Below are 11,888 nucleotides of genomic sequence, written 5' to 3'. Positions count from 1 at the left end.
GCAGCCCGCCCGCGCCGCGCAGCCGGGCGGCGAGTTTCAGCGTGGCCTTGACCGGCGGGAACGGCGTGAACAGGGCGTCCAGGATGTCGGGGCCGACGCGTTCCCACGCCGTGTGCAGGCGCCGCCAGGCCGCCCCGTCCCCGGCGGCGAAGGTGTCGAGGGATCCGGCGGTGACGTCGATGCTGCGGTCGAGCACCGCGCAGCGGCCGTCGCTGAGCGGGTGGGCGAGCACATGGGGGGCGTGGCTCCAGCGCAGTCCGTGGTCCTGGAGGCGCAGGGCGGACAGGACCGGCGAGGCGGCGGCGAGCGGGTAGAACGAGCTGAACAGGTCGCTGACGAAGTCGGGGTCCACGCCCCGGTCGTGGCGGACGCCGCCGCCGGGTTCGGGCTGCTCCTCGAGGACCTCCACGCTCCAGCCCGCGTCCGCGAGGAGGTTGGCGGCCACCAGGCCGTTGGGGCCGGCCCCGATCACCACGGCGTCAGGCACGGCCGCCTCCGGGCGCGCGGTGCCCGGAGGCGCCCGGCACGGAACCGGGCCGCCGATGCTCGCCGCGGTCCTCGCCGCGTCGCTTCGCGGCCGTGCCGTCGGCCTCGCACACCTTCGCCAGCCGGGCGAGCATCGCGCGGTGGCGGAGCTGGATCACCGTCTCGGTGCCGACGTTGTGCACGATGCTGCCGGCCCCCTGCAGCGGGTGCTCGTCCACGATCACCAGGCAGTGCTCGCCCCAGGGCCGCAGTTCCACGGCGATCCTGGCGGTGCCCAGGAAACCCGCGTTGGCCTCCAATTCGAGGAGGGAGCCCTCCTCGCAGTGCCGTACGACGGTCTCGTTGTGCAACCGCAGCGGCCCGAGCCGGACCTCGTAGGCGATGGCCGAGTCGACCTCGGGCCAGTGGCCGCGCACCGGTTCCGACGTCGAGGTGCCCACCACCCATTCGGCGTAGCGGTTGCCGTCCGCGAGGACGTTCCACACCGTCCCGGGACTGGTCTTGATCAGGCGGTGACGCACTGCCACGCGGGCCTCCGAAGGTCACGGTCGGCGGAACTGTCACCGCCGGGTGCCCCGAGCCTCCCGGGCCAACCGGCCGGGTGCGGCGCGGCGGGCGGCGGACGGGGCGTTACCAGGTTCGGGGGCGGACGGCAGTGCTGCAATTCGGGCGCTCGCTCACCCGGGGTCGGGTCGGGTGCTCGCTCGCACGGGGTCCGCTCGGGCGCTCGCTCACCCGCAGTCCGGGAATCCGCCCGGCCCGCGGGGCAGGGCCAGGTGCGCGAGGTCCCCGGGCGGTGCGGTCGTCACCGGCCACAGGGGTGCCGGGGTGCCGTCGGCGACCGCGGCGGGGGCGTCGGTGAGGTTCATGCGGTCGCGCAGCCGGCCGTAGAAGTCCATGGGGCCGAGGCGTACGGCCCGCAGTCGGCGGGGGGCCGCGTAGACGCCGATCCAGTCGCCCGGGTCGAGTACGCCGCGCAGTTGGCCGTCGATGCTGACGGCGGCCTGGCCGGAACGTTCGAGCACGCGCAGGGCGACGGGTTCGTCGGGCGCGGCCACGACGGAACGGTTGAACGCCATGTGCGGGGCGACCGGGGTGAAGACGAGGGCGTCCGCGCGGGGCGAGACGACCGGGCCGCCGGCGGCGAAGCTGTAGGCGGTCGAGCCGGTCGGGGTGGCGATCAGCAGGGCGTCGGCCGAGTAGGAGGCGAGGAGCCGTCCGGCCAGGTAGACGCCGACGGAGACCTGGCGGTCGCGGGCCAGCTTCTCCAGAACGACGTCGTTGAGCGCGGTGACGTTGAGCGCGACGCCCCAGTCGCCGCCGGCCTCGCAGTCGGGGCGCACCCGCGGCGGGGGCAGCAGGGGGCCGCGGCCGTAGCGCATGAGTTCCTCGATGCCGGCGGGCACTTCGAGGCGGCGGGAGGCGCGCATGGTGAGCAGCATGCGGCTCTCGACGGTGCAGCGTCCTTCGGCGACGGCGTCCAGCGCGTCGTGCACGGCGGGTGCGGGCACCTCGGTGAGGAATCCGACCCGGCCGAGGTCGACGCCGAGGACCAGGGCGTCGTTCTCGGCGGCCAGCCGGGCGCCGCGAAGGAACGTGCCGTCGCCGCCGAGGGTGACGACCAGGTCGGGGTCGCCCGCGGCCTCGACCTCCTCGCGGGCGCTGCGGCGTCCGCCGTCGTGCCAGACGTCGATGTCCGTGCACTGCACGTCGCGTGTTCCGCACCAGGAGCGCACCGCCTCGGCGGCCAGGGCGGCCTCCGCCCGTCCTCCGTGCACGACCAGTCCGATACGGCGCACTGTCACATCCGGCTCCCCGTCGATTCGACGCCACGGGCCATCCTCTCCGCGCGCGGGAGCCGGAAGGGGAACGCCACGCCGCCTGAGGACGCCGGGGACGCCGGGGGCGACGCCTCGGCCGGGCTGAGTGAAAGGAATCCGTATTCCCGCGGTCTCGCCGTGGAAACCTTGGTAAATTCGGCGAGTTATCCTGCGAATGCCGGGCAGACGGCGGTTCGGAGGTTGATAACTATGGTTCCTTTGCTGCTGGTTCTTCTGCTCGCCCTGATCCTCTTCGGCGCGGGCTTCGCCCTCAAGGCCCTGTGGTGGATCGCGGTCGTCGTCCTGGTGGTGTGGCTGCTCGGCTTCGTCGTACGGCCCGCGGGCAGCGGTGGACGCCGGGGCCGCTGGTACCGGTGGTGACCTGCCCGTCCAGATGCGCCCGGCGTTCGCGCCGGGCGCATCCGCCGTTCGTCGGGGCCGGGGTCAGCCCGCCCACGCCATGAGCCGTTCGCCTGGCTCGCGTTCGCGCAGCAGGGCCAGTGACTGCTTCTCCAGCTGACGCACGCGCTCGCGGGTCAGGCCGACGTGCTCGGCGATCTCCTTGAGGCTTCGCTGGTGCCCGTCGTGCAGTCCGTAGCGCAGGCTGAGGATCAGCGCCTCGCGCGGGGCCAGCGTGTCGACGGCCTCGCGCAGCTCCTCCGCGAGGGCCTGGTACTCGGCGACCTCGGGGGCCTGCAGCACCTCGCTGTCCGGTATGAGGTCGCCGACGACCGTCTCGCCGGTGTCGTCGACCGGGGTGTCGAGACTGATCACCTGCCGGCCCACGCGGCGCAGCCACAGCACCCGCTCCTCGGTGAGGCCGCCGTCCCGGGCGACCTCCTCGACGGCGGGTTCGCGCCCGAGCCGCAGCTGGAGTTTGCGTTCCACCTTGGCGAGCTTGTGCAGCTGCTCGACGACGTGCATGGGCAGCCGCACCGCGCGGGCGTGGGTGGCCAGGCCCCGTTCGATGGCCTGGCGGATCCACCAGGTGGCGTAGGTGGAGAACTTGAAGCCCTTGGTGTGGTCGAACTTCTCCACCGCCCTGATGAGGCCCAGGTTGCCCTCCTGGATGACGTCGAGCAGCGGCAGCCCGCGATGGGCGTGCCGCTTGGCCATGGACACCACCAGGCGCAGGTTGGCCCGCACCATGTGGTCCTTGGCCTCCTGGCCGTCACGCACGGCGTCCTCGAGTTCCCGCACGCGCTCCGGGGCGAGCCCGCCGAGCCGTTCGCCGGCCTCGTCCAGCTCCTGTCTCGCGTGCAGCCCGGCCTCGATGCGCCGGGCGAGCCGGACCTCACCCTCCGCGTCGAGCAGCGGTGTGGCGGCGATCTGCCTGAGGTACTGGCCGAGCAGGTCCGGCCCGTCGTCGGGCTCGGGGGCCGCGTTGTAGCGCCCCGCGGTGCTCACCCGGTTCCGGCGGCCGCCCTGCGCGGACGCTTCCGTCCGCCGTGTCGCGGGAGCCATCGCGCCGCTCCTCATCTCCTCGCGTACCGGAGGGGCCGGGTACCCAGGGGGCCGCGCGGGGATCCGGGCATCGAGTAAAGCAATCGTATGGTCTAGTCCAAAGACTCATCTGGTCCAGACCAATCGCTTGACGTGCTCGCAACAGCGTCAGGAAGCTGAGGCCTCTCCCCACCCCACTGGAGGCACGCAGTGAGACGTCTTCGCGCATGTCTGGGCGCGGCGGCCGCCGTAGGCATCGCCGCCGCCGGCACCACCGCCCTGGTCGCGGGCAGCGCCTCGGGCGCGACGACCGCGCTGAGCGACCGCTGGTACGCCGCGGCTCCCTACCTCATGCCGCTCGACAACGACCCGCCGGACGCGGGCGCCATCATGGACGCCACCGGCCTGAAGGCCTTCCAGCTCGCCTTCGTCCTGGCCCCCGACGGCGGCGGCTGCTCCCCGACCTGGGGCGGCACGGCCCCCGTCTCCTCCGACACCGCCGTCCGGTCGGTGATCAGCACCATCCGCGCCAAGGGCGGCGACGTCTCGGTGTCCATCGGCGGCTACGGCGGCACCAAGCTCGGCCAGGCCTGCTCGGACGCCGCGTCCACGGCGGCGGCGTACCAGCAGGTGATCACCAAGTACGGCCTGCACGCCATCGACTTCGACCTCGAGGAGCCGGAGTACGAGAACACGGCCGCGATCAAGAACGAGATCGGAGCCGCCAAGATCCTCCAGCAGAACAACCCCGGGCTCTACGTCTCCGTGACCACCGCGGGCACGGCGGACGGGACCGGCTGGTTCGGCAAGCAGATGCTGCTGGAGGCCAAGTCGCAGGGGTTCACCCCGAACAACTTCTCCATCATGCCCTTCGACGGCGGCTTCAACGGCGCGGCCTCCCAGACCTCCGCGCTGACGAACTTCAACCAGATCCTGCAGTCCACCTTCGGCTGGGACCAGGCGACCGCCTACGCCCACGAGGGCTTCTCCGGCATGAACGGCCGCAGCGACACCGGCGAGATCTTCAGCCAGTCCGACTTCCAGACCGTGCTGGACTACGCCACCAGCCACAACATGGACCGCTTCACGTTCTGGTCCCTCAACCGCGACCGCCAGTGCTCCCCGCCCGACAACGGCGGCCGCACCTCGGGCACCTGCTCCAGCGTGGCGCAGAACTCCTGGGACTTCGCCAAGTACTCGGTGAAGTTCGCCGGGGCGACCCCGCCGAGCACCACCCCCACGCCGACGCCGACCCCGACGCCCCCGGGCACCGGGTGCAAGCCGGCCTGGAGCTCCGGCGCCGTCTACACCCAGGGCAACGAGGTGTCGTACGGCAAGCACAACTGGAAGGCCAAGTGGTGGACCCAGAACGAGGTCCCCGGCGCGGCCCAGTGGCGCCCGTGGGAGGACGAGGGCGCCTGCTGACGGCCCGGCGTCCCTGACGTGCGCGGCCCCGCGAAGCGGTTCCGCGGGGCCGCGCACGGCGGTTCAGAGGTGCGAGCCCTGGGGAACCGTCGCCCCGCCGGCCCGCACCGCCTCCACCACCACCTGGTGCAGCTGCCTGCTGTCCCGCTCGGTGTGGCAGGGCACCGGGCTGCCGCTCAGCGTGAACCACTGCGAGGTCCCGCTGTACTGCACCGCCACGTCGGCCAGCTGCCCGTCCCATGTGGTGTGCACGGTCAGGTCGCCCGAGACGGTCCCCGCCTCCTCGGTACGGGCGCCTCCCTGTCCGGTGAAGACCCCTGTCGTCGTCCATGACGCCCAGACCATGGTCACCAGCCTCCTTTCCTGCCTCCAGGTGTCGACGTGGAACTGCTTCGATCGTGAGCCCGTCCGTCCCGCCGTGCACAGGGCCGAACGGCCCCGCACCCGGTCCGGAGGGCTCCGCACCCCGCGCACTCAACCGCCCGGGCGGCTCACCACGGCCAGCAGGCCGTCGTGGTCCGCCAGGGTCTGAAGGGCCAGGGTGCGATAGCCGGCCTCGTCGAACAGGACGGTGATGCGGTCGCCGTCCTCGCTCAGCACCGAGCCCTCGCCCCACTGACCGTGCCGCACCCGCGTGCCCACTGGGTAGCGGGCCGCGTCGGGGTGCGCTGGGCGTTCCGGAGCCCGTGTCCGAGCCGCCTCGGAGTTCTCGCACGTGTCACAGGCGCCGCAGGGTGCCTCGTAGGCCTGGCCGAAGTAGCCGAGCAGGAAGTGCCGCCGGCAGCCGGTCGTCTCGGCGTAGGCCCGCGCCATCTCCACCCGGGTCCGGTCGGTGCGCCGGTGCGCGTCGGCGGTGCGCGCGGCCTCGTCCGCCGCCTCGGCGGGCCGTGTGCCGGAGACGGGACGCACCTCGCCGGCGTCGCCGGTGGTGACGGTGCCGGCCTCCTCCAGCAGGTTCACCGCGGCCGTCACCCGGTTGCGGGACATGCCCGTCTCCCGGCGCAGTCCGTCCACGTCCGCCGGGTCGTGCCGGTGGTCGTGGACGGCGCCGGCGACCTCGCCCAGCGCGTCCCGGCCCGCCGTGCGGACGGCGAAATAGGTCTGCATGCCGGTGTCCTCCGGCCGGTAGTGCAGCACGGCCAGGGCCGGCTCGCCGTCCCTGCCGCAGCGGCCGATCTCCTGGTAGTAGGCGTCCAGCGACCCGGGCAGCGCGGCGTGCAGCACGAACCGCACGTCCTCCTTGTCGATCCCCATCCCGAAGGCCGAGGTGGCCACGACGACGTCGGCCGCGCCCGAGCGGAACGCCTCGTGGATCCGGTCGCGCTCGGCGGCGCGCAGCCCCGCGTGGTAGGCCTCGGCGGCCAGCCCCAGCGCGGCCAGTTCCCCGGCGTAGTACTCGGTCTCCTTGCGGGTCGCCGCGTAGACCAGGCCCGGTTTGGGCTCGGCGGCGGCCCGCTCCGTCACGGCCCGGCGGCGTGCGTCCTCGTCCGGGAAGCGGCGCACCTCCAGCCTGATATTGGGGCGGTCGAAGCCGGTCACGAGGATCCGCGGCCGGTCCATGCCGAGCCGCGCGGCGATCTCCTCGCGCACGGGCGGGGCCGCGGTGGCCGTCAGCGCCAGCACCGGGGGCCTTCCCAGCCGCCGTACGGCCTGTTCCAGGCGCAGGTAGTCGGGCCGGAAGTCGTGGCCCCAGGACGAGACGCACTGCGCCTCGTCCACCACGACCAGCGCGGGGCGCGCCTCGGCCAGCCGGGTGAGGACCTCGTCCTTGGCGAGCTGCTCCGGCGCCAGGTGGACGAAGCGGGCCGCGCCCTCCTCCACGGCCTGCCAGGCGGCCCTCTCCTCGGCCGCCGTGAGACCGGAGTTCAGTGCGACGGCCCCGGGCGCCCCCTCCCCCTCGGGCAGCCCGGCGATCTGGTCGCGCTGGAGCGCCAGCAGCGGGGAGACGACCAGGACGGGGCCGTCCAGGAGCATCCCCGGCACCTGGTACACGGCGGACTTGCCCGAGCCCGTCGGCATGACGACCAGCGTGTCGCGGCCCTCGAGGACCCACTCCATCGCGGTCAGCTGCTCGGGGCGCAGCGACTCCCAGCCGAACACGCCGGCGGCGGTCCGGCGCAGGCGCCCGGCCCCGTCCTCGTGCCGTTCCGCTCGCCCACTGCCCATCCCGGCTCCTCGCACTCGGCGCGGATCCGGTGGCGGCCCGCGCGACGTCCCCGGGTACCCCGGCGGCAGCCGCACAAGTCGCGGGGACATTCCTGCCGTTCAGGGCCCGTGTTCGCCGTCGTCGTCCGCGTGCGGGGGCGGGTCGAAGTGGACGCTGATCTTCTGGAAGCCCTTGAAGGACTCCGTGGTCGCGTAGGAGCGGTAGGCCCGGCGGTCCCCCGCGCTGAGGTGGACACGGTCGGTGAACGGGCTCAGCAGGCTCCGGGGCCACAGCCGCATGCAGCGCACCGCGCAGATCTCCGCCGTGAAGACGTACACCAGCGCGCCGAGGTAGATCCACGCGAACAGGCCGAGCACGATGCCGAACAGGCCGTAGGTCGCCGTGGTCCCGCGCAGCACGTGCCCGACGTAGTAGGTGCCGCCCCACAGCAGCGCCTGCCAGGCGCATCCCGCGCCCAGCGCCGGGCCGTACATCAGGCGCAGGGGCAGCTGCCGTCTGGACAGCAGGCGGAAGCTGCCCATCACCAGGGCGGCGTACAGCAGGACGGCCAGGAGGTCGGCGACGACGCGCACACCGGTCTCCAGCCGGGCGCCGAACAGCCCGGAGGCCCACTCGGTCGCGGTGGACAGCAGCGTGGTGACGCACAGCCCGAGCGCCAGCAGGACCAGGAACTTGACCCCTCTCAGGCGGGAGCGGAAGGGGTCGGGACGGGTGTGCCGGGGCACCGCGAAGATCTTGTTCAGCGCGTGCTGGACGGCCTGGGCGACGTTGAGCGCCCCGTAGACGCTGCCGGCCACGCCGATCACGACGGCGACGGTGCTGCCGTGGAAGGAGCGGATGTTCTGGCCGATCTGGTCGCCGATGACCGGGAACTCGCTCAGCGCCGAATTCAGCACCTGGTGCTGCAGACGGGGGCTGCCGCTGAGGAAGGAGCTGAGCAGCGCGACGAGCAGGAGCAGCAGCGGGAAGAGCGCCAGGAAGCCGTAGTACGTGATCAGCGCGGCGAGGTAGGCCGCCTGGTCGTCGTAGAACTTGTACAGCACGGCCAGCGGCAGACCCACCCAGCGGTGGCGTCGTTGGTAACCATCCAGCCGGGCCAGCACTCCGCGCTTTCCCGCACCGTCGTGCGGAGGTGTGCTCCTGTCGGGCGCCACCCCTTTCCGGTGCCCTGGCCAGGCGGTTTCATTCACGGGGGCGGCGCCGCGGGGCCCAGCTCGGAGGGTTGCCGGTGGTGTGCGCGGTTACTCCGTCCCCATGGACGACAACAAGCCCCTGGCCCTGGTGACCGGGGCCTCCAGCGGAATCGGATACGAACTCGCCCGGCAGTTCGCCGAGCACGGCTACGACCTGATCGTCAACGCCGAGGACGACCGGCTCGACCACGCGGCGCAACGGCTGCGGGAGGCGGGCGCCGAGGTGCGCGCGGTGCGCGCCGATCTCAGGGACCCCTCGGGCGTGGACCACCTGGTCGCCGCCACGACGGGCCTGCACGTGGACGTGGCCGCCCTCAACGCCGGCGTGGGGCAGGGCGGCGCCTTCGTCGACACCGAACTGGCCGACGACCTGTCGGTGATCGACCTGAACGTGACCTCCACGGTCCGGCTCGCCAAGCCTCTGCTGCGGGACATGGCGGAACGCGGCGAGGGCAGCCTGGTGTTCACCTCCTCCATCGCCGCGACCATGCCGGGCCCCTTCCAGTCGGTCTACAACGCCTCGAAGTCCTTCGTGCAGTCCTTCGCTCAGGCACTCCAGGACGAGGTCAAGGACAGCGGTGTCTCGGTCACCGCGTTCCTGCCCGGACCGACCGACACCGACTTCTTCCGGCGGGCCGGCATGGGCGACACCAAGATCGGCACCGATGACAAGGACGACCCCGCGCAGGTCGCCGAGCAGGCCTTCGAGGCGGTGATGAAGGGCCGCAAGAAGGTGGTGACGGGCTCACTGAAGACGAAGCTCCAGGGGGCCGCCGGCAAGGTGCTGCCCGACAGCGCCAAGGCCGCCGCGCACCGCAGGATGGCCGAGCCGGGCACGGGCGAGGAGAACGCCGACGCCGGCCGTTCGTAGACGGTCGTGTCCTACGGGGCCTGCGGGGCCTGCGGAGCCTGCGGGGCCTGCGGGACTTACGGGACTTACGGGGCCTGCTCGGCCTCGCGGTCCGACGCGGGCCAGACGTACGGCAGGTCGTCCGGCACCCCGGGGAACAGCGGGCCGTAGTGCTCCGGGTCCTTGCGCACCAGCGCCGAGCGGTGGCTGCGGTGCAAGGCCTCGTCGCCGAGCCAGGGCGGCAGCTCGCCCGCGGCGGCCAGTTCGGGCTGCTCGCGCACGGGGGCGCCGGGCCGGACCGCGGCGAGGTCGGAGACGAGGGTGGCCGCGCAGCTGTCCTGGTGGCCGTGGTCGCGCCAGACATGGCACACGTCCAGGCCGTAGCGCACCAGGGCCTCCTCGTAGCCCGCCCACATGCGTACCGCCGGGTGCCTGCGCCACCCGTACCCGGGGACCGTCAGGCCGCGCAGCACCTGCAGCGCCTCCACCCGCTGTTTGCCGAGCCGGCGGCGGTCGAGCGTCCGGGCGGACTCGGTGAAGCCGGGGTACGGCAGGAAGGTCTGCATGGCACCGTCCGAGGGGATCGGGGCGGCCGGCCCCTCGATGCGGGCGGCCCTCCACCGAGTGTGCGGCCCGAGCCCCGGCACGGCCCGTCCGCGCGGCGCTCCGCGCGTTCCGCTGGACGGACGAACCTCGCTGGGCCTTAGGAGCGCAGGGGCGTGCGCGGAGCGTGCGGGGCGGGTGCGCGGTGGAAGGGATGGCGCACGCACGACTCCGAGCGCACGCACGACTCCGAGGAGGCCGGATGCCCGATGCCGTGGCCGAGCGTGGCCCGTCCAGCACCGCCGCCGCGGCCCGCGGGGGCTCCGCCGCGCGCCCCGGGCAGGCCTTCGAGCGGCTGGGCGCGGTGGCCGACGCCGTGCTCTACGAGGGCTACCTGCTGTATCCGTACCGCCGTTCGTCGGCCAAGAACCGGGTCAGGTGGCAGTTCGGCGTCCTGCTGCCCCGCGACTGGGTGGAGCGCGACGGGCCCGTGCCGGCCGGTGTGTCCGGCTCCGCCGACTCCTGGTACCAGCAGACCGAGTGCGTGCTGCGGGTTCCGGGACCCGATGCCGTCGTACGGGTGAAGGTGCGCGGCCTGCAGATGCAGCACAAGCAGGTGGAGGAGGCCGGCCCGGACGGCCGGCACCATGCCGTCGAGTCGCTGCGCACGCCGGACGGCACCGAGCATCTGACGTTCGACGAGGCGGTGCCCTGCGAAACCGAACTCACCGTCCGCCTGGGGGACTTGACCGGCGCCGGGCGCACCTTCCCGGTGGGCGCGGCGGCGGACGAGCGGACCGAGACGCTGCCCGGGGACTTCGGACGCGTGGTGCGGGGGCGTGCGGAAGTCCACGCGGTCACCATGCTGACGGCTGAGCGGCTCGCACCGGACCTGGTCCGGCTCCGGGTGCGCACCGAGAACACCGGGCGGGCGGCGGATCCGGGGGCCACGCGCGAGCGGGCGCTGCGCGAGGCGCTCATCGCCACGCACACGCTGATCGGCGGCGAGGGAGTGGAGTTCGCCTCGGCGATCGACCCGCCGGCCGGCCTGGCGGAGCATGTGCGCGCCTGCCGCAACGAGTTCACCTTCCCGGTGCTCGGCGGCGATCCGCCCGGGCCGGAGGAGGCCCGCCACGGCGACGGAGCCACCGGGGAAGTGCTGCTGTCCTCGCCGATCATCCTGCCCGACCATCCGCAGATCGCGCCCGAGAGCCCGGGCGACCTGCACGACGCGGCGGAGATCGACGAGATCCTGACGCTGCGCACGATGCTGCTGACCGACGAGGAGAAGCGCGAGGCGCGGGCCACCGATCCGCGCGCGGCCCGGATCCTCGACCGGGTCGACAACATGCCGGACGAGGTCTTCGCACGGCTGCACGGCGCGATCCGCTCGCTCTCCCCGGCCGACCGGGTCCCGCGGACCGCCCCGGACCCGCAGGTCACCGCCGCGGTCCCGGAGGCCAGCGCTTCGGTCCCGGACGCCGCCGCTTCGGTCGTGGAGGCCGGCCCGGAGCCCGCCGAGCGGCCCGCGTGGTGGCGGGAGGGGGCCGACGACGGCCTGTCCCCGTCGACCGACACGGTGGTCGTCGACGGCGTGCGCCTGGGCGGCGGCAGCCGGGTCCGGCTGCGGCCGCGCGGCCGGGGCGCGGACGTCCAGGACATGTTCCTCAAGGGACGGACCGCCGAGGTCGCCGCCGTCTTCCACGACGTGGACGGCAGCGTGCACGTCGCGGTCACCCTCGAGGACGACCCCGCCGCCGAACTGCACTTCTGGTACGGCCGTTTCCACTACTTCCGGCCCGGCGAACTGGAACCACTCCCGGACTCGACCGGTCCGGTCCGCACCGAACCATCGGACACTCACAGCGAGGGGCAGCAACCGAGATGACGGCTACGGAGTCCCGTTCGGCGGGGCGCAGGCCCGCGCAGCTGGTGGACATGTCCTGGGATCCGATCACCCG

At 73.4% G+C, this 11,888-nt stretch carries 12 protein-coding genes; 4 read left to right on the top strand and 8 right to left on the bottom strand.

Annotation, left to right across the window (positions count from 1 at the left end; genetic code table 11):
• The 3 genes from IE249_RS39445 to IE249_RS34135 all read right to left on the bottom strand — a co-directional run.
• Nucleotides 1-487, bottom strand: a 487-nt coding sequence (locus IE249_RS39445) for a phytoene desaturase family protein (RefSeq protein ID WP_229859918.1), incomplete at its 3' end; no start/stop codon positions are given.
• A complete protein-coding gene (locus IE249_RS34140; protein ID WP_189711175.1) occupies nt 480-1,013 on the bottom strand; it encodes an SRPBCC family protein in 534 nt (177 codons plus the stop codon). The genes IE249_RS34140 and IE249_RS39445, both read right to left, overlap by 8 nt.
• A gap of 204 nt (nt 1,014-1,217) precedes the next feature.
• On the bottom strand, nt 1,218-2,291 hold the full coding sequence (locus IE249_RS34135) for an NAD(+)/NADH kinase (RefSeq protein WP_189711173.1): 1,074 nt from the start codon (nt 2,289-2,291) through the stop codon (nt 1,218-1,220).
• A 225-nt stretch (nt 2,292-2,516) separates the two neighbouring features.
• On the opposite strand from IE249_RS34135, the gene IE249_RS34130 reads away from it, so the two are divergent.
• A complete protein-coding gene (locus IE249_RS34130; RefSeq protein ID WP_189711171.1) occupies nt 2,517-2,687 on the top strand; it encodes a DUF5670 family protein in 171 nt (56 codons plus the stop codon).
• Between the two features lie 63 nt (nt 2,688-2,750).
• Here IE249_RS34130 and IE249_RS34125 read toward each other — a convergent pair whose 3' ends face one another.
• Nucleotides 2,751-3,770, bottom strand: coding sequence for a sigma-70 family RNA polymerase sigma factor (locus IE249_RS34125; protein ID WP_189711169.1), 1,020 nt, complete (start codon nt 3,768-3,770; stop codon nt 2,751-2,753).
• Nucleotides 3,771-3,959: 189 nt separating this feature from the next.
• Between IE249_RS34125 and IE249_RS34120 the strand changes: the two genes are divergently transcribed.
• The gene (locus tag IE249_RS34120; RefSeq protein WP_189711167.1) at nt 3,960-5,174 is read left to right on the top strand and encodes a chitinase; all 1,215 of its coding nucleotides are present in this window, start codon (nt 3,960-3,962) and stop codon (nt 5,172-5,174) included.
• Nucleotides 5,175-5,237: 63 nt separating this feature from the next.
• Here IE249_RS34120 and IE249_RS34115 read toward each other — a convergent pair whose 3' ends face one another.
• From IE249_RS34115 to IE249_RS34105, 3 genes are all read right to left on the bottom strand, one after another.
• A complete protein-coding gene (locus tag IE249_RS34115; protein WP_189711165.1) occupies nt 5,238-5,519 on the bottom strand; it encodes a hypothetical protein in 282 nt (93 codons plus the stop codon).
• Between the two features lie 129 nt (nt 5,520-5,648).
• Complete coding sequence (locus IE249_RS34110; protein ID WP_189711163.1) at nt 5,649-7,340, bottom strand: RecQ family ATP-dependent DNA helicase; 1,692 nt, start codon at nt 7,338-7,340, stop codon at nt 5,649-5,651.
• A gap of 99 nt (nt 7,341-7,439) precedes the next feature.
• On the bottom strand, nt 7,440-8,402 hold the full coding sequence (locus IE249_RS34105; RefSeq protein WP_229859916.1) for a YihY/virulence factor BrkB family protein: 963 nt from the start codon (nt 8,400-8,402) through the stop codon (nt 7,440-7,442).
• A 193-nt stretch (nt 8,403-8,595) separates the two neighbouring features.
• Between IE249_RS34105 and IE249_RS34100 the strand changes: the two genes are divergently transcribed.
• Nucleotides 8,596-9,405 carry an SDR family NAD(P)-dependent oxidoreductase gene (locus IE249_RS34100; protein ID WP_189711159.1) on the top strand — a complete coding sequence of 270 codons (810 nt, stop codon included), beginning with the start codon at nt 8,596-8,598 and terminating at the stop codon, nt 9,403-9,405.
• A gap of 65 nt (nt 9,406-9,470) precedes the next feature.
• On the opposite strand, the gene IE249_RS34095 is transcribed toward IE249_RS34100, so the two are convergent.
• A complete protein-coding gene (locus IE249_RS34095; RefSeq protein WP_189711157.1) occupies nt 9,471-9,950 on the bottom strand; it encodes an MSMEG_6728 family protein in 480 nt (159 codons plus the stop codon).
• Nucleotides 9,951-10,189: 239 nt separating this feature from the next.
• Between IE249_RS34095 and IE249_RS34090 the strand changes: the two genes are divergently transcribed.
• Complete coding sequence (locus IE249_RS34090; protein WP_229859910.1) at nt 10,190-11,815, top strand: hypothetical protein; 1,626 nt, start codon at nt 10,190-10,192, stop codon at nt 11,813-11,815.
• The last annotated feature ends 73 nt before the right edge of the window (nt 11,816-11,888 follow it).

The sequence above is a fragment of the Streptomyces anandii JCM 4720 genome, assembly GCF_014650655.1.
Taxonomy (GTDB): Bacteria; Actinomycetota; Actinomycetes; order Streptomycetales; family Streptomycetaceae; genus Streptomyces; species Streptomyces anandii.
This window is presented reverse-complemented; position numbering and strand designations above follow the sequence as displayed.

Coding starts and splice junctions, on each gene's coding strand:
- IE249_RS34095 (WP_189711157.1), bottom strand. CDS start 9,950: ATGCAGACCTTCCTGCCGTACCCCGGCTTCACCGAGTCCGCCCGGACG.
- IE249_RS34130 (WP_189711171.1), top strand. CDS start 2,517: ATGGTTCCTTTGCTGCTGGTTCTTCTGCTCGCCCTGATCCTCTTCGGC.
- IE249_RS34110 (WP_189711163.1), bottom strand. CDS start 7,340: ATGGGCAGTGGGCGAGCGGAACGGCACGAGGACGGGGCCGGGCGCCTG.
- IE249_RS34115 (WP_189711165.1), bottom strand. CDS start 5,519: ATGGTCTGGGCGTCATGGACGACGACAGGGGTCTTCACCGGACAGGGA.
- IE249_RS34125 (WP_189711169.1), bottom strand. CDS start 3,770: ATGGCTCCCGCGACACGGCGGACGGAAGCGTCCGCGCAGGGCGGCCGC.
- IE249_RS34100 (WP_189711159.1), top strand. CDS start 8,596: ATGGACGACAACAAGCCCCTGGCCCTGGTGACCGGGGCCTCCAGCGGA.
- IE249_RS34090 (WP_229859910.1), top strand. CDS start 10,190: ATGCCCGATGCCGTGGCCGAGCGTGGCCCGTCCAGCACCGCCGCCGCG.